The 16,191-nt window shown below is 60.0% G+C and carries 14 protein-coding genes; 6 read left to right on the top strand and 8 right to left on the bottom strand.

What is annotated here, in order from left to right; translation table 11 throughout:
- Nucleotides 1-84 precede the first annotated feature (84 nt).
- The 3 genes from betA to betI all read right to left on the bottom strand — a co-directional run bounded on the left by betA (nt 85) and on the right by betI (nt 4,106).
- Entirely contained in the window at nt 85-1,788 is a 1,704-nt protein-coding gene (gene betA, locus ABWL43_RS27025) for a choline dehydrogenase (RefSeq protein WP_404485568.1), read from the bottom strand.
- A gap of 141 nt (nt 1,789-1,929) precedes the next feature.
- Nucleotides 1,930-3,402, bottom strand: coding sequence for a betaine-aldehyde dehydrogenase (gene betB / locus ABWL43_RS27020; RefSeq protein WP_106575609.1), 1,473 nt, complete (start codon nt 3,400-3,402; stop codon nt 1,930-1,932).
- Between the two features lie 110 nt (nt 3,403-3,512).
- Nucleotides 3,513-4,106: a transcriptional regulator BetI gene (betI, locus tag ABWL43_RS27015; RefSeq protein WP_145157581.1), complete on the bottom strand. Its 594-nt coding sequence runs from the start codon at nt 4,104-4,106 to the stop codon at nt 3,513-3,515.
- A 334-nt stretch (nt 4,107-4,440) separates the two neighbouring features.
- On the opposite strand from betI, the gene betT reads away from it, so the two are divergent.
- Nucleotides 4,441-6,432 (top strand): choline BCCT transporter BetT, encoded by a 1,992-nt coding sequence (gene betT / locus ABWL43_RS27010; protein ID WP_145157579.1) that lies wholly within the window; start codon nt 4,441-4,443, stop codon nt 6,430-6,432.
- Nucleotides 6,433-6,620: 188 nt separating this feature from the next.
- On the opposite strand, the gene choV is transcribed toward betT, so the two are convergent.
- The 3 genes from choV to ABWL43_RS26995 all read right to left on the bottom strand — a co-directional run bounded on the left by choV (nt 6,621) and on the right by ABWL43_RS26995 (nt 9,655).
- Complete coding sequence (gene choV, locus ABWL43_RS27005; protein WP_106575606.1) at nt 6,621-7,799, bottom strand: choline ABC transporter ATP-binding protein; 1,179 nt, start codon at nt 7,797-7,799, stop codon at nt 6,621-6,623.
- On the bottom strand, nt 7,796-8,641 hold the full coding sequence (choW, locus tag ABWL43_RS27000) for a choline ABC transporter permease subunit (protein ID WP_076017809.1): 846 nt from the start codon (nt 8,639-8,641) through the stop codon (nt 7,796-7,798). Before choW ends, choV begins: the two co-directional genes overlap by 4 nt.
- 66 nt (nt 8,642-8,707) lie before the next feature.
- Complete coding sequence (locus tag ABWL43_RS26995) at nt 8,708-9,655, bottom strand: choline ABC transporter substrate-binding protein (RefSeq protein ID WP_145157577.1); 948 nt, start codon at nt 9,653-9,655, stop codon at nt 8,708-8,710.
- A 210-nt stretch (nt 9,656-9,865) separates the two neighbouring features.
- On the opposite strand from ABWL43_RS26995, the gene ABWL43_RS26990 reads away from it, so the two are divergent.
- The 5 genes from ABWL43_RS26990 to ABWL43_RS26970 all read left to right on the top strand — a co-directional run bounded on the left by ABWL43_RS26990 (nt 9,866) and on the right by ABWL43_RS26970 (nt 14,303).
- The gene (locus tag ABWL43_RS26990; protein ID WP_178119641.1) at nt 9,866-10,018 is read left to right on the top strand and encodes a hypothetical protein; all 153 of its coding nucleotides are present in this window, start codon (nt 9,866-9,868) and stop codon (nt 10,016-10,018) included.
- Nucleotides 10,019-10,069: 51 nt separating this feature from the next.
- Nucleotides 10,070-11,446, top strand: a complete 1,377-nt coding sequence (locus ABWL43_RS26985) for an L-serine ammonia-lyase (protein WP_404485562.1) — start codon at nt 10,070-10,072, stop codon at nt 11,444-11,446.
- Between the two features lie 100 nt (nt 11,447-11,546).
- Nucleotides 11,547-11,849, top strand: coding sequence for a transposase (locus tag ABWL43_RS26980; protein WP_014717988.1), 303 nt, complete (start codon nt 11,547-11,549; stop codon nt 11,847-11,849).
- Nucleotides 11,846-12,682: an IS3 family transposase gene (locus tag ABWL43_RS26975; RefSeq protein ID WP_404488370.1), complete on the top strand. Its 837-nt coding sequence runs from the start codon at nt 11,846-11,848 to the stop codon at nt 12,680-12,682. Before ABWL43_RS26980 ends, ABWL43_RS26975 begins: the two co-directional genes overlap by 4 nt.
- Before the next feature lie 517 nt (nt 12,683-13,199).
- Nucleotides 13,200-14,303: a GlxA family transcriptional regulator gene (locus ABWL43_RS26970; protein WP_005792167.1), complete on the top strand. Its 1,104-nt coding sequence runs from the start codon at nt 13,200-13,202 to the stop codon at nt 14,301-14,303.
- 95 nt (nt 14,304-14,398) lie between these two features.
- Here ABWL43_RS26970 and ABWL43_RS26965 read toward each other — a convergent pair whose 3' ends face one another.
- Both ABWL43_RS26965 and ABWL43_RS26960 read right to left on the bottom strand, forming a co-directional pair.
- Nucleotides 14,399-14,662 (bottom strand): hypothetical protein, encoded by a 264-nt coding sequence (locus tag ABWL43_RS26965; RefSeq protein ID WP_106575603.1) that lies wholly within the window; start codon nt 14,660-14,662, stop codon nt 14,399-14,401.
- Nucleotides 14,663-15,029: 367 nt separating this feature from the next.
- Nucleotides 15,030-16,190, bottom strand: a complete 1,161-nt coding sequence (locus ABWL43_RS26960) for a gamma-butyrobetaine dioxygenase (RefSeq protein WP_404485559.1) — start codon at nt 16,188-16,190, stop codon at nt 15,030-15,032.
- Between the last annotated feature and the right edge of the window lies 1 nt (nt 16,191).

Genomic DNA, 16,191 nt, shown 5'->3' with positions numbered 1-16,191 from the left:
AGCCCCCTCCCACATTTTGACCCTGTGCACCCGATCAAGTGTGGGAGGGGGCTTGCCCCCGATAGGAGCGCCGCGGTGTATCAGTTACTGCGCGGTCGGGCCGACTTCACGCATCGGCTTGCCACGCACCGGCGCATCGCCTGCGACGTAGTAGTCGGCGGTGCTGCGCGGCAGCGGTTGGCGGCCACGGATCTTGTCGGCGATTTTCTCGGCGATCATGATCGTCGGCGCGTTCAGGTTGCCGGTGGTGATGATCGGCATGATCGACGCATCCACAACGCGCAGACCCTGCATGCCATGCACTCGGCCTTCGCCATCCACTACAGCCATCTCGTCGGTGCCCATCTTGCACGAGCAGGATGGGTGGAACGCGGTCTCGGCGTGCTCGCGGATGAACTTGTCGAGTTGCTCATCGGTTTGCACTTCAATACCCGGGCTTATTTCGCGGCCACGGTAGGGGTCCAGCGCCGGCTGCTGCATGATTTCACGGGTCAGGCGGATGCCGTCACGGAATTCCTGCCAGTCCTGCTCGGTGGCCATGTAGTTGAAGAGGATGCTCGGGTAGTCCCGTGGGTTCTTCGACTTCAATTGCACGCGGCCACGGCTCGGCGAACGCATGGAACCCATGTGTGCCTGGAAACCGTGCTCTTTCACACCGTTGCTGCCGTTGTAGTTAATCGCCACCGGCAGGAAGTGGTACTGGATGTTCGGCCATTCGAATTCCGGACGCGAACGGATAAAACCGCCGGCTTCGAACTGGTTGCTGGCGCCGATGCCGGTGCCGTTGAACAGCCACTCGGCACCAATCGCAGGCTGGTTGTACCAGAGCAGCGACGGGTACAGCGACACCGGTTGGGTGCAGGCGTATTGCAGGTACAGCTCAAGGTGGTCCTGCAGGTTTTCGCCGACGCCTGGCAGGTCATGAACCACCGGGATGTCGAGGCTTTCGAGCAGTTTGGCCGGGCCCACACCGGAGCGTTGCAGCAGTTGCGGCGAAGCGATTGCGCCGCTGCATACCAATACTTCTTTGCGCGCGCGGGCTTCAACGCGCTCTTCGGCAGCGCCGATCAGGTAACGCACGCCAACGGCACGCTTGCCTTCAAACAACACTTTGTCGGTGAGGGCGTGGGTGACGATGGTCAGGGTCGAACGCTTTTTAGCCGTGTCCAGGTAACCGCGTGCGGTGCTGGCGCGACGGCCATTTTTCGTGACAGTACGGTCCATCGGGCCGAAGCCTTCTTGCTGGTAGCCGTTCAAGTCGTCGGTGCGCGGGTAGCCGGCCTGCACGCCGGCTTCAACCATGGCGTGGAACAGCGGGTTGTTGCCGGCTTTGGGCGTGGTCACGCTGACCGGGCCTTCGCCACCGTGGTAGTCGTTCGGGCCGATGTCGCGGGTTTCGGCTTTACGGAAATACGGCAGGCAGTCGAGGTAAGTCCAGTTTTCCAGACCTGGCAGCTTCGACCAGTTGTCGTAGTCCATCGCGTTGCCACGGATGTAGCACATGCCGTTGATCAGCGAGGAGCCGCCCAGGCCCTTGCCGCGACCGCATTCCATCCGGCGACCGTCCATGTGCGGCTCTGGATCGGTTTCGTAGGCCCAGTTGTAGCGGCGGCCTTGCAGCGGGAACGCCAGCGCGGCCGGCATTTGGGTACGGAAGTCAAAATGGTAATCCGGGCCGCCGGCTTCCAGCAGCAGGACGGTGACGCCTTCGTCTTCGGTCAGACGGGTCGCCAGGGTGTTACCGGCGGAGCCGGCACCCACAATGATGTAATCGTATTCTTGGGACATTGGATGCACCCTCTTTGAAGTGTGGTCAGGTCGGGCCTCATCGGGGGTAAGCCCCTCCCACAATTTGAATTGTGAATACCTTCAAATGTGGGAGGGGGCTTGCCCCGATGGCGGCCTCAAAGGCAACACAAAGCTCGGGATTTAGAACACCGAGGCGTAGTCGCCCAGCTCAACCTGTACCGATTTGATGCGGGTGAAGTTGTTCAGCGAGCTGATGCCGTTCTCACGGCCCACACCGGATTGCTTGTAGCCACCGACCGGCATCTTGGCGTCGGATTCGCCCCAGGCGTTGATCCAGCAGATACCCGCTTCCAGCTGATGAATTACGCGGTGAGCGCGGTTCAGGTCTTTGGTCACAAGGCCAGCAGCCAGGCCGAAGTCGGTGTCGTTGGCACGGCGGATCACTTCTTCTTCGGTCTCGTAAGTGAGGATGCTCATCACTGGGCCGAAGATTTCTTCACGGACGATGGTCATCTCGTCGGTGCAGTCGGTGAACACGGTCGGGGCCACGTAGGCGCCTTTGGCGAAGTTGCCATCGGTCAGACGGTCGCCGCCGCACAGGACGCGGGCGCCTTCTTCCTTACCTTTGGCGATGTAGCCGAGCACGCTTTCCATGTGGGCGAAGCTGACCAGCGGGCCGAAGTTGGTGTTCTCGTCTTGCGGGTCGCCAATGCGGATGCGCGCAACACGCTCAACAATCTTGGCTTCGAAGGCCGCCTGCAGGTGCTTAGGCACGAACACGCGAGTGCCATTGGTGCAGACCTGGCCGGAGCTGTAGAAGTTGGCCATCATCGCGATGTCGGCCGCGCGATCCAGGTCGGCGTCTTCGAACACGATCAGCGGCGACTTGCCGCCCAGTTCCATGGTGACTTCTTTGAGCGAAGAGCTCGAAGCGCTGGCCATGACCTTCTTGCCGGTGTCGGTGCCGCCGGTGAACGAGACTTTCTCGATGCGCGGGTGCTCGGTCAGCCAGGTGCCTACTTCACGGCCGCTGCCGGTCAGGACGTTGAACACGCCAGCCGGCACGCCAGCTTCGGTGTAGATCTCGGCCAGTTTCAGGGTGGTCAGCGAGGTGACTTCGCTTGGCTTGAAGATCATCGCGTTACCCGCCGCCAGGGCCGGTGCGGATTTCCACAGTGCGATCTGGATCGGGTAGTTCCACGCGCCGATACCGGCCACCACGCCGAGCGGCTCGCGGCGGGTGTAGACGAACGACGTGTCGCGCAGTGGGATCTGCTCGCCTTCGATGGCCGGCACCAGGCCTGCGTAGTATTCCAGCACGTCGGCGCCGGTGACGATGTCGACGTATTGGGTTTCGGAGAAGGCTTTACCGGTGTCCAGGGTTTCCAGGGCGGCCAGCTCATCGTTGCGCTCGCGCAGGATGTCGACGGCACGGCGCAGGATGCGCGAACGCTCCATGGCGGTCATCGCGGCCCAGATTTTCTGGCCTTTTTCGGCGCTGACCACGGCACGTTCAACGTCTTCCTTGGTAGCACGTTGCACTTGGGCGAGAACTTCACCGTTAGCCGGGTTGATGGCTTCGAAGGTGGCATCGCTGCCAGCGTCGCTGTAGCCGCCGTCAATGTAGAGTTTTTGCAGTTCGAAACGGGCCATAAAGTCCTCGCAAGTGCATAAGTGGTTGGCGTTACCCACCGCCGGTGAGCCATGGGGTTTCTGGCAACACTGAGCGGCAGACGTTCAGGGGTTGAGCGGTTATGTGTGCTCTAACTCACCTGCTTGGCCAATTGGAAATCCATGTATTCGTAAGCGATCCGTTGCGCCTGCTCCGTGTCGAAAGCGTCTCCCGACAGGGCGCCGCGCAACCACAAACCGTCGATCAGGGCCGCCAGTCCTCTGGCTGCTTTGCGTGCGTGAGGCAGCGGCAGCACTCGGCGGAACTGGCAGCACAGGTTGGAATACAGACGTTGATCGTTGATCCGCTGCAACCTGTGCAATGACGGGTGATGCATGCTGGTGGCCCAGAAGGCCAGCCAGGTTTTCATTGCCGGTCCGTTGACCTGGCTGGCGTCGAAGTTGCCCTCGATGATCACCCGAAGGTGCGCCCGTGGGCTGTCGTCCTTCAGCGCTTGCCTGCGTTCGTGGACGTTCTCGATCAGCACATTCATCAAGTACCGCATCGTCGCGGCGATCAGGCCGTTCTTGTCCTGAAAGTAGTGACTGATGATGCCGTTCGAGACGCCGGCCAAACGGGCGATCAGCGCAATGCTGGCATCTCCCATTCCGACCTGATCGATGGCCGTCAAGGTGGCTTCGATCAACTGCTGGCGGCGTATGGGTTGCATACCGACCTTGGGCATGTAGCACCTCTCCTTAGGCCTGCCGTTGGGCGATAAACGTCCGTCGGCTTGAAGGCCAGTCTATTTTGTTTTGATTGAACGTTCAATCAACAAAGAATAAGATCTGCGACAAATGGTCGCGACCTGCAGATATTTCCTACCTGTGAGCCACTGCCTCTGACACCTGCAAAAACCCTTGAAACAGGCCGTATCAGGGCCTGGCCACTGCTTCGGCGCGGCTCAAGAATTTTCGGGGTGTCTTTATAACACCCGTCCGTCGACTGCCGAAAAATCGATGTCCCGGGATAACCGTTGCCTTGTGTTTCTCTCTCGCACTGCCCGGAGCATCTGCGCCATGAGTTCTGCCTCTCTTATAAAGACCCCGCCGGAAAAGGTCCGGGTCAACGGTTGGGTGTTCTACACCTCCACCGCGCTCATTCTGTTGTTGACCGCCATTCTGATCATCGCCCCGCAGGAGGCCGGGCGCATGCTCGGCGTAGCACAGGCGTGGCTGTCGAAAAGCTTCGGCTGGTACTACATGGTGGTCATCGCTGCCTACCTGGTGTTTGTGGTCGGCCTGGCGTTTTCGTCCTACGGCAAGTTGAAACTGGGCAGCAAGGACGACACCCCGGACTTCAGCTACGGCGCCTGGGCCGGCATGCTGTTCTCGTCGGGCATCGGCATCTCGCTGTTGTACTTCGGTGCCTCGGAGCCGTTGGACCACTACTTCAACCCGCCCGAAGGCGCGGCTGCCAGCAATAGCGCGGCACGCCAGGCGCTGCAACTGACGTTCCTGCACTGGGGCCTGCACGGCTGGGCGATCTATGCCTTGGTCGGCCTGGCCGTGGCGTACTTCGCGTATCGCCATAACCAGCCGCTGGCCTTGCGTTCGGCGTTGTACCCGCTGGTGGGCGAGCGTTGGGTGAAGGGCGCGGCCGGCCACGCGGTGGACGGCTTCGGCATGTTCGTGACCCTGCTGGGCCTGGTGACCAACCTGGGAATTGGCGCGATGCAGGTGTCGTCGGGGCTTGAAAACCTGTTCGGCATGGCGCACAGCAACACCAACCTGTTGATCGTGATCATCGTGATGAGCACCGTGGCGACCATCGCCGCCGTGTCGGGTGTGGAGAACGGCATTCGCCGCCTGTCCAACCTCAACATCGTGCTGTTCAGCGGCTTGCTGATCTTTGTGCTGCTGTTTGGCCCGACCCTGCACCTGCTCAATGGCTTGGTGCAGAACACCGGTGACTACCTCAACGGTATCGTGCTGAAAACTTTCGACCTGTATGTGTACGAAGGCGACGCCGACAAGACCGAGCGCTGGATGGGCCTGTGGACGCTGTTCTACTGGGCCTGGTGGATTTCCTGGGCGCCATTCGTGGGCATGTTCATCGCGCGTATTTCCCGTGGTCGTACCGTGCGTGAACTGGTGGCCGGCGTGCTGCTGATCCCGCTGGGGTTCACCTTGGCGTGGTTGTCGATCTTCGGTAACTCGGCGCTGGACCTGGTGCTCAACCACGGTGCGGTGGAGTTGGGCAAGACGGCGCTGGAACAACCGTCGATGGCCATCTACCAATTGCTGGAGCATTACCCGGCGTCGAAAATCGTGATCGGCGTGTCGATCTTCGTGGGCTTTGTGTTGTTCCTGACCCCGGCGGATTCCGGCGCGGTGATGATGGCCAACCTGTCGTGCAAAGGCGGCAATGTGGACGAAGATGCGCCGCACTGGCTGCGGATCTTCTGGTCGGTCGTGATCACTCTGGTGACCATCGGCCTGCTGTTTGCCGGCAACTTCGAAGCCATGCAAACCATGGTGGTGCTGGCGGGGCTGCCGTTCTCGGTGGTGCTGATTCTGTTCATGTTCGGTTTGCACAAGGCCATGCGCCAGGACGTGGCCATCGAACAGGAGCAAGCGCAATTGGCTGAGCGTGGCCGCCGTGGTTTCAGCGAGCGTTTGACCGCGCTGGACCTGCAACCGAGCCAGGCCACCGTGCAGCGCTTTATGGACAAGCATGTCACGCCGGCCTTGGAAGAGGCGGCGACGGCGTTGCGTGAGCAAGGGCTGGAAGTGCAGACCTTGTTGGGCAAATCCAAGCGTTGCATCGGTGTGCGCATCGAGATGGAAGAGGGCAACCCGTTTGTCTATGAGGTGAGCCTGGATGCTTATTCGTCGGCACCGAGCGACTTGCCTGAAGAAGAGCGCACGCGTTACTACCGGGCCGAGGTCTACCTGCACAACGGACCTCAAGAGTACGACCTGATGGGCTTCACCCAGGAACAGATCACCCGGGACGTGCTCGATCAGTTTGAAAGCCATCGGCAGCTCCTTGGCCGTGTCTATAGCTGATAGTTGAAGACGGGTGGTGTCCTCACCGACACCACTGAGTCCAAATATGTAAACAGAACTAAATGTGGGAGGGGGCTTGCCCCCGATAGCAATGTGTCAGTCAGTACTTCTGTTACTGATACACCGCAATCGGGGGCAAGCCCCCTCCCACATTGACCCAGTTTCTACATTGAGATGTGCAGTGTTTGTCAGCCCAGGTTCTTGCCTAGCAGGGCATGGTAAAGCTCGCTGTCCCCCAAAATCCCCACCACCTGGTTGTTGTTATGCAGCACCAGCTTGTTGCCGGTGTGATAACGAATCTGCAATGCATCGCGCATGCCGATATTGGAATCCACCAGCGTCGGTACCCGGCCCAACCCTTCCACGGCTTGCCCCGGTGCCCAGTTCTGCAGGTTCATCACCGCGCCATTCTGGCGGGCGCCCTGGATCGTGTTGCCTTCGGCCAGGTCCAGCCAGGAATCGCCGCCCGGGTCGAGGCACACCGAGCCGTTGACCCGCGTGCAATTGTCCAGCGTGCGCATCAGGCTACGGCCGCACAGCACGTTCAGCGGGTTGGTGTGGGCCACGAAGGTACGCACATAGTCGTCCGCCGGGTTCAGCACGATCTCTTCCGGCACGCTGTACTGGATGATCTTGCCGTCTTTCATGATCGCGATGCGGCTACCCAATTTGAGCGCCTCATCCAGGTCGTGGCTCACAAACACAATGGTCTTGCTCAGCTTGCGTTGCAGCTCCAGCAGTTCATCCTGCAGGCCCTGGCGGATCAGCGGGTCGAGGGCGGAGAAGGGTTCGTCCATCAGCAGGATATCGGCGTCCATCGCCAACGCGCGGGCCAGCCCGACGCGCTGTTGCATGCCGCCGGACAACTCGTCGGGCTTCTTGTTGCGCCATTGGGCCAGGCCCACCAGTTCGAGCTTTTCATCCACCAGCGCGCGGCGTTCTTTCTCCGGACGGCCCTGCATCTCAAGGCCGAAGCTGATGTTTTCACGCACCGTCAGCCACGGCATCAATGCGAATTTCTGGAACACCATGGCGATGCGCTTGGTGCGCATCATTTTCAGCTCGGCAGGCGTGCATGAAGCGATGTCGATCTGGCGACCTTCATGCTCCACAAACAGCTGGCCACGGCTGACGGTGTTGAGGCCGTTGATGCAGCGCAGCAAGCTCGACTTGCCGGAGCCGGACAGGCCCATCAGCACGCAGATCTCGCCTTTCTCGATGTCCAGGCTGGCTTTTTCAACGCCGACAATCTGCCCGGTCTTTTTCAGGATTTCGTTGCGGTGCATGCCCTGGTCGAGCAGCTTGAGGGCTTCGCGCGGGTCTTTGGAGAAGATCACATCGACATTGTCGAATCGGATAATGCTCATGCATCACCCCCTACTTTGGCGTCGGGTTGTTTGCAGATGCGGTCGAGCATGATGGCCAGCAACACGATTGCCAAGCCGGCTTCAAAGCCCAGGGCGATGTCGGCGGTGTTGAGTGCGTTGACCACCGGCTTGCCGAGGCCGTCAGCGCCCACCAGGGCCGCGATCACCACCATCGACAACGACAGCATGATGCATTGGGTAATGCCGGCGGCAATGCTCGGCATGGCGTGGGGCAGTTCAATGCGTGAGAGCAACTGACGGCGCGAGCAGCCAAAGGCCTTGCCGGCGTCCATCAATTCTTGCGGCACATCACGGATGCCCAGGTAGGTCAGGCGGATCGGCGCGGCAATCGCGAACACCACCGTGGAAATCAGCCCAGGCACCACACCCAGCCCGAAGAGGGTCAGGGTAGGGATGAGGTAGACGAAGGTCGGCACGGTCTGCATCAGATCGAGCACCGGCCGCATCAGGGTGTAGAACATCGGTTTGTGCGCGGCAACAATGCCCAGCGGCACGCCGATGACCACGCAGACCAGGGTGGCGAACAGCACCTGCGCGAGGGTTTCCATGGTTTCCTGCCAGTACCCCAGGTTCAGGATCAGCAGGAAGGAGGCGATGACAAACACCGTCAGGCCCCATTTGCGTTGGATGAAGTGAGCGAGTAGCGCAATCAGACCGATCAATGCCAGCGGATTGAACCAGGTCAGCGCAAACGTCACGCCGTGGATCATCGTTTCCAGGGTCGATGCGATTGCGTCGAAGTAGTTGGCACCGTGTTGGGTCAACCATTCGACGAAGGCAGCGATGTACTGGCCTAGTGGGATTTTATGTTCAGTCAGCATGGTAGTGAATGTCCACATGCGAAGGGGAAAACATCCCGGGCCAGCGCACCGGCCCGGGGTCAGCGATTACTTGTCGAGGTAAGCTTTGACGGCCTCCAAACCGGGTTTGCCATCCACGGTGGTCACACCGGCCAGCCAGGTGTCGAGCACTTGCGGGTTCTTCTTCAGCCAGGCTTTGGCTGCGGCGTCAGGCTTCATCTTGTCGTCAAGGACGTTACCCATCAGGGTGCTTTCCATGTTCAAGGTGAACGACAGGTTTTTCAGCAATTGACCAACGTTGCTGCATTCCTGGGTGTAGCCCTTGCGAACGTTGGTGTAGATGGTGGCCTGGCCGTAGTTGGGGCCGAACGAGTCGTCACCGCCGGTCAGGTACTTCATCTTGAAGCGGGTGTTCATTGGGTGCGGTTCCCAGCCCAGGAACACGATGGCCTGGTCACGCTTGGAGGCGCGTTCCACTTGCGAGAGCATCCCGGCTTCGCTGGACTCGACCACTTTGAAGCCGGCGGTTTTCAGGCCGAAGGCGTCTTTGTCGATGAGGGTCTGGATGGTGCGGTTGCCGTCGTTACCCGGCTCGATCCCGTAGATCTTGCCGCCCAGTTCATCCTTGAATTTGACGATGTCGGCGAAGTCTTTCAGGCCCTTGTTGTACAGCGCCTCCGGAACCGCCAGGGTGTACTTGGCGTTTTCCAGGTTGGCGCGCACGGTTTCCACGGTGCCGGCATCACGGTACTGCTTGATGTCGTTTTCCATGGTCGGCATCCAGTTGCCGAGGAAGATGTCCATGTTCTTGCCGTCGGCCAGTGACTTGTAAGTCACCGGTACCGAAATCATCGTGGTGCGCGGCTTGTAGCCCAGGCCCTTGAGGACTTCGCTGGTGGTCGCGGTCGTGACGGTGATGTCGGTCCAGCCGACATCGGAGAAGTTGACGGTCTTGCACTGTTCCGGTTCTGCAGCGTGTGCCACAACTGGCAGACTCAGCATGGCGGCCAACAACAACGAGGGTGAACCTTTCATCGGGGTAGACTCCTGTGTCTTTTCTGGCGGCATTCGCCGCGCTTTATATGTGTTGCGGTTGGGGCGTGCATCGAGGCGACGGCACGGTGCCTTGCAAACGAGTCGAGACTGATCATGTACCAGTGAAAATCTGACGCCTACAGGGGGCGTCGTATCCAGTACAGGGATGGTCGTATCCAGTGTCGGTGACGTCGCTTACAGATTTTTCCAATGGCAAAACCGCAGTTTTTACCGATCTGCACCGCTAAAAACGGCCAAAACGCCCGATCGCACGAGGGCGGCGTTGGTGAGCATGGTTACGTCGGTGTGAGACGCCGTGAGGGCAAGCAAAAGCTTGATGATGCCGCCATCTGGGCGATCTGAGCGTAGCACCTCGTTCAAGCCTGGCCGTGCTTATCGAGGAGTTCTACCGCAATGGCTATCAGTGTTTTCGACCTGTTCAAGATCGGCATCGGGCCTTCTAGTTCTCACACCGTCGGCCCCATGCGCGCCGCGGCGTTGTTCGTCCAGGCATTACGTGAACGTGAACTGTTGGAACAGGTCAGGCGCGTTGAAGTTCAGCTGTACGGCTCCTTGTCGGCCACCGGCATCGGCCACGGCAGCGACACCGCCACCATCATGGGCCTGATGGGCGAGTGGCCGGACGCAATCGACCCGGCGCACATCGGCCTGCGTATTCATACCCTGCGCGAGACCGACACGCTCTTGCTCGACGGCCGCCTGCCGGTGCCCTTCGTCTGGGCGCGCGACATGCGCCTGCTCGACGAAAACCTGCCGTTTCACCCTAACGCCATGACCCTTGTGGTGTTCGGCGATAACGGTGAGCTGCACCGCGACACTTACTATTCGGTGGGTGGCGGTTTTGTGGTGGACCAGGCCCAGGCGCAAAGCGGCGTCGCGGATATGGACCGCACCGAGCTGCCGTATGATTTTTCCAGCGCTGTAGAGCTGTTGCAGCTGTGCAAAACCCATAACCTGCGCGTGGCCGAGTTGATGCTGGCCAACGAAAAGACCTGGCGCGGCGAAGAAGAAATCCGCAGCGGCCTGATGAAACTCTGGCGCGCCATGCAGGATTGCGTGGAGCAGGGCCTCAAGCACGAAGGCATCCTGCCCGGCGGCTTGAACGTGCGGCGCCGCGCCGCCAAGTTGCACCGCAGCTTGCAGGAGTTGAACAAGCCCAATGTGATTGGCTCGACCTTGAGCGCGATGGAGTGGGTCAACCTGTTCGCCCTGGCGGTGAATGAGGAAAACGCAGCGGGTGGGCGCATGGTCACCGCACCGACCAATGGCGCGGCGGGGATCATCCCGGCGGTGCTGCACTACTTCATGAAATTCAGCGACGAGGTGACCGAAGCCAACGTGGTCGACTATTTGCTCAGCGCGGCGGCCGTGGGAATTTTGTGCAAAAAGAACGCCTCGATTTCCGGCGCCGAAGTCGGCTGCCAGGGTGAAGTGGGTTCGGCGTGCGCCATGGCCGCGGCGGGGCTGGCGGAAATCCTTGGCGCCACGCCGGAACAATTGTGCAACGCCGCCGAAATCGGCCTGGAACACAACCTCGGCCTGACCTGCGACCCGGTGGGCGGGCTGGTGCAAGTGCCGTGCATCGAGCGCAACGCGATTGCCGCGGTAAAAGCCATCAACGCGGCGCAGATGGCGCTGCGTGGCGATGGCCAGCACTTTATCTCCCTGGACCGGGTGATCCGCACCATGCGCGATACCGGCGCGGACATGCACGACAAGTACAAGGAAACCTCGCGGGGCGGGTTGGCGGTGAGTGCTGTCGAGTGCTGAGACCGAGTTGCGGCTAATCGGGGGCAAACTGAACTGGCCTAATGATTTTGGACACTTCAATCGGGCGCTATGATGGCGCTCAAATCTGAGGTGTTTGGCTATGCGTAAATCTTATTCGAGTGAGTTCAAGCTCAAGGCCGCCAGCATGGTGCTGGATGAAGGTCAGCCTGTTACCGAGGTCTGTGCCAGCCTGGATATTGGCCCTACGGCCCTGCGTCGCTGGGTCGATCAAGTGCAAAAAGAACGCTTGGGTTCTACTCCGGTGGGGGCCAAGGCGATTACCGCTGATCAACGAGAAATCCAGAGGCTCAAAGCTCTGCTCAGGGAGAAAGACCTGGACATTGAAATCCTAAAAAAGGCCAGTGCTCTCCTGCTTTTGGACGCCAAAGATCATTCACGCTGATCGAGGAGCTGGACGAGCAGTACGGCGTTAGAAGGTGTTGCCGCGCGTTCGGGGTCAACCGCAGTAGCTTTTACGCCTGGCGCCAGCGCCAAGGAAAAGAAAATCCTGAGCGAGAGAAACTCAAAGCCGCGCTGGTCAGGCATCACAAGGCGTCGAGAGAATCGGCGGGCGCACGTACTTTGGCCAAAGAGCTGCAAGCTAGAGGGCATCGTGTCGGTCGGTACATGGTTCGCAGTCTGATGCGCGAAGCAGGCATCGCCAGTCGTCAGCGCAGGCGTCATAAATACAAGTCGCCGGGTGTAGAGGCCTTGGTGGCACCGCATGTGCTCAAGCGGAAATTTGATGTGACGGCGGTTAATCAGGTGTGGTGTGGCGACGTGACTTACATCAAGGTCGGCAAGCGATGGTTGTACTTCGCCGTCGTTCTGGATTTGTACGCTCGTAGGATCGTTGGCTGGTCGTTCTCGATGATTTCTGATGCCAACCTGACCTGCGAAGCGCTACGTATGGCGGTGGAGCTACGCGGCCATCCTCAGGATGTGTTGTTTCATTCTGACCAAGGTTGTCAGTACACCAGTCATAAATTCCGAAATGAGCTGCTGAAACAGGGGTTTAGGCAGAGTATGAGCCGTAAAGGCGAGTGTTGGGACAACGCCCCGATGGAGCGTTTCTTTGGTAGCTTGAAATCAGAGTGGGTGCCTGAAAAGGGCTACAAACTGGAGCATGAGGCCCGGGCAGACGTGCAGCGCTATGTCTCGCGCTACAACATCAGCAGACCTCACAGCTACAACGACTACCGGTCGCCGGTCGCGCAAGAGCGATTGACGGCGTAAACCTTAATCGGTGTCCAAGATTACTTGACCAGTTCAAACCCCCTCCCACACTTGAAGGTATTCACAATTCAAAAGGTGGGAGGGGGCTTGCCCCCGATAGCGGTAGTCCGTCCAACACTGCTCATAAAGTGAACACCCGGACCCAAAAGCGCCACCTTTTAGCGCGTCGCAAACAGACAAGTAGCCCTCAGACGATTCCTCGCCCGACCACCCGTCACCTGTGCGTGCGGTGACAGACTTTTCCCACGCGCTCAAAGCGCCTTCCCACAAGTGCTACCGATCTGCTCACACCCCGTGAGCAGGCTCACTCCAGCGGCCTTTTCGGGGCCTATCCCGCACTCCTTACGCGGGCTTATATAGACGCGTCATCAGGTCGTTTTCAGGAGTTATTGAATGGCCATTCAATTTTAGGCATGGCATTTGCTCTATCAATTCAAAGCCTCTCCTTTCCAGGGTGAGCGCAATAACAAGAGCCTCGCCTGAGGCCATCACCCGCTTTGTGTGAGGAGATACCGCGATGACGTCGTTCAACTCCGGGGCTCAACCCCAGAACCGTGCGCCTCAATCCATCGGCTTTTTGCTGCTGGACAATTTCACGCTGATTTCCCTGGCCTCGGCAGTGGAACCGCTGCGCATGGCCAACCAGCTGTCCGGCCGCGAGCTGTATCGCTGGACAACCCTGAGTGTCGACGGCAACCAGGTGTGGGCCAGCGACGGTCTGCAAATCACCCCCGATGCCTCCATGCACAAAGCCCCGGCCCTGGACACTGTGATCGTGTGCGGCGGCGTGGGAATCCAGCGTACCGTTACCCGTGAGCACGTGTCGTGGCTGCAAAGCCAGGCGCGTCAGTCGCGTCGTCTTGGCGCGGTGTGCACCGGCAGTTGGGCCCTGGCCTGCGCCGGTTTGCTCGACGGTTTTGATTGCAGCGTGCACTGGGAATGCCTGGCGTCGATGCAGGAAGCCTTCCCGCGCGTGGCCATGAGCACGCGCCTGTTTACCCTCGACCGCAATCGCTTCACCAGCTCCGGCGGCACCGCGCCGCTGGACATGATGCTGCACCTGATCAGCCGCGACCACGGCCGTGAATTGTCGGCAGCGATTTCCGAAATGTTTGTGTACGAACGCATCCGTAACGAACAGGATCACCAGCGCGTGCCGCTCAAGCACATGCTCGGCACCAACCAGCCGAAGCTGCAGGAAATCGTCGCGCTGATGGAAGCCAACCTCGAAGAGCCGATCGACCTGGACGAGCTGGCGGTGTACGTCGCCGTGTCGCGTCGTCAGCTGGAGCGGTTGTTCCAGAAATACCTGCACTGCTCGCCGTCGCGCTATTACCTGAAGCTGCGCCTGATCCGTGCACGGCAGTTGCTCAAGCAAACGCCGATGTCGATCATCGAAGTGGCCTCGGTGTGCGGGTTTGTGTCCACGCCGCACTTCTCCAAGTGCTACCGCGAATACTTCGGCATTCCGCCGCGCGATGAGCGCGTAGGGTCCAACACTACCCAACAAGTGGCGATGATGCCGATTCCGCAGGCGCTGGTGTTGTCACCGTTGTCCGGGCCGATGTCGGCGTTGAGCCAGGCTCGGAACGAGTCGACTTTCGCGAGTGTAAGGCTCTAGACCGAGTCGCCTGCATCGCAGGCAAGCCAGCTCCCACCTTTTGATGTGTGAATACATTCAAATGTGGGAGCGGGCTCGCCCGCGATAGCGATCTGTCAGGCGCCGGAGTTCTGCTTGAACTGCACCAACGCCGGCAACAGCTGCTTGTCGATCGCCTGGCGCACAGCCGGCAAGATCGTCGCACTGCCGGTGTACATCTGTTCCACCATGCCCTTGAGCGCCTTGGCCCGCGCAGCGCTCAAACCACGTACCGCGCACTCGCAAGCCTGCTCGGCGGTGGCACCGCTGGAGACTTCAAAACCCAGCGAGCGCAGTTGGCCCAGCAGGTCATCCTGGTCAATCAAATCCGCGTGCATCATGACGTTCATCCTGGTGTAGGGAGCGGGGACTGACTGGGATTCTGGTAGGCCCCCGGCCGGTCGGCAAGGGCAGAATTGACGAATGGCTCATATGGCTATGAGCAGGTCGTTTTCGGGTCATTTACCGACAGAAGTAATAGGCACACTGAATGCCAGGCACGCAGCTTGAAGGTTTGGTCACCCTCGGGATGTCACGCTCACACCAAGCACTCTGCCCCGGTCTTGTCACGGCTTGATCGGGGCTTTTTTTGCCTGGGTTTTGTGGTGACTGCACTGGCCTCATCGCAGGCAAGCCAGCTCCCACCTTTTGAGTTGTGAACGCCGTCAAATGTGGGAGCGGGCTTGCCCGCGATGGCCGCACCTCGGTCTACCTTTGCAACACCAATATCCTGGACAACAACTCATCCCGATCGATGTAACACCCCTGGAAATGCCGCGCCCCGGAAGCCGGGTCAAACGCATTGCGCGCATGCAAGGTGCGGCGGTTATCAAAGCACCACAACTCCCCCGGATTCAGCCGTTTGACCAGCCTGAAACGGTCCTCGCGGGTCATCGCAATAAAGCGCCGATACGCGCGATACAACAACGGCATCTGCTCCACCGGCGCCTCGAACGGCCCGCGCAAAAAGTTGGCCATGCGGATCTCCGCCACGTCTCCCAAGGCATCCAGCGCAATGATCGGCGCCAGGCGGCGATAGTCGCTGTGACGGTCTTTATTGCGAAACTCCACGGGGATTTCACACAACGCACGAAACGCTTCGGGGTCTTCGCTGCGCAGTGCATGAGCGATGGCGAACCCGTCGACAAAAATGCTCTCGCCGCCGGTGGCCTCGTTCACCAGGCAATGCAGAAATTGCAGCCCCGGTTGCAGCTCCCGCGTGGGCAAATCGCTGTGCAACGGCAGGTTGAAAGCGGTGTAGGCATTGCTGTCGGCATTGGCTTTGGACTGCACGTTGAACAGCACGCCAAAATTGCTCTCGCGGATAAACGAAATGCGCTTGGCGATCAGCGCCAGCGAGCCAGGTTCGGTGGGCACGCCACGGATTTGCGTGAGGCCCGCGTCACGCAAGGCCAGCAACCATTGCAGCAGGATGTTCGGGTCTTGCATCACGCCCGCGTAGTCGAAAACGGGCAACGCGAAGGTGCTGTCCCATCGCTGCGATGCTGGTTTGGCCGCACGCCGTTCGGCGCGTGATTCGTCGTCATAGGCATGGGCGCGCAACCAGCCCGGATCGTAGTGGCTGCGATGGCCGCCGCTCCATTGCACGCTCAGGCATCCCTGATCGATCTGCGCGCTGACGGCAGTCAGGTGTTCGTCCACATCGACAATCTCGAACACCTGCTCGCGGGTCACGCTGTACACGCATTGCGCGCACGGGCAGTTGTCGCGCAGCCACTGATGATGAAACGGGCTCACCCGGCCATCGGCCCATCGCACGCGTAGCTGATCGGTCAGCACCTGCACCTCGGCGAGGTCGCTGATGGTTGGGTAAGTACGAAAATCGGCAACAGCGGCGGCGGTTTGCATG

Source organism: Pseudomonas sp. HT11, from assembly GCF_044875395.1.
In the GTDB taxonomy this organism is placed as follows: domain Bacteria; phylum Pseudomonadota; class Gammaproteobacteria; order Pseudomonadales; family Pseudomonadaceae; genus Aquipseudomonas.
This window is presented reverse-complemented; position numbering and strand designations above follow the sequence as displayed.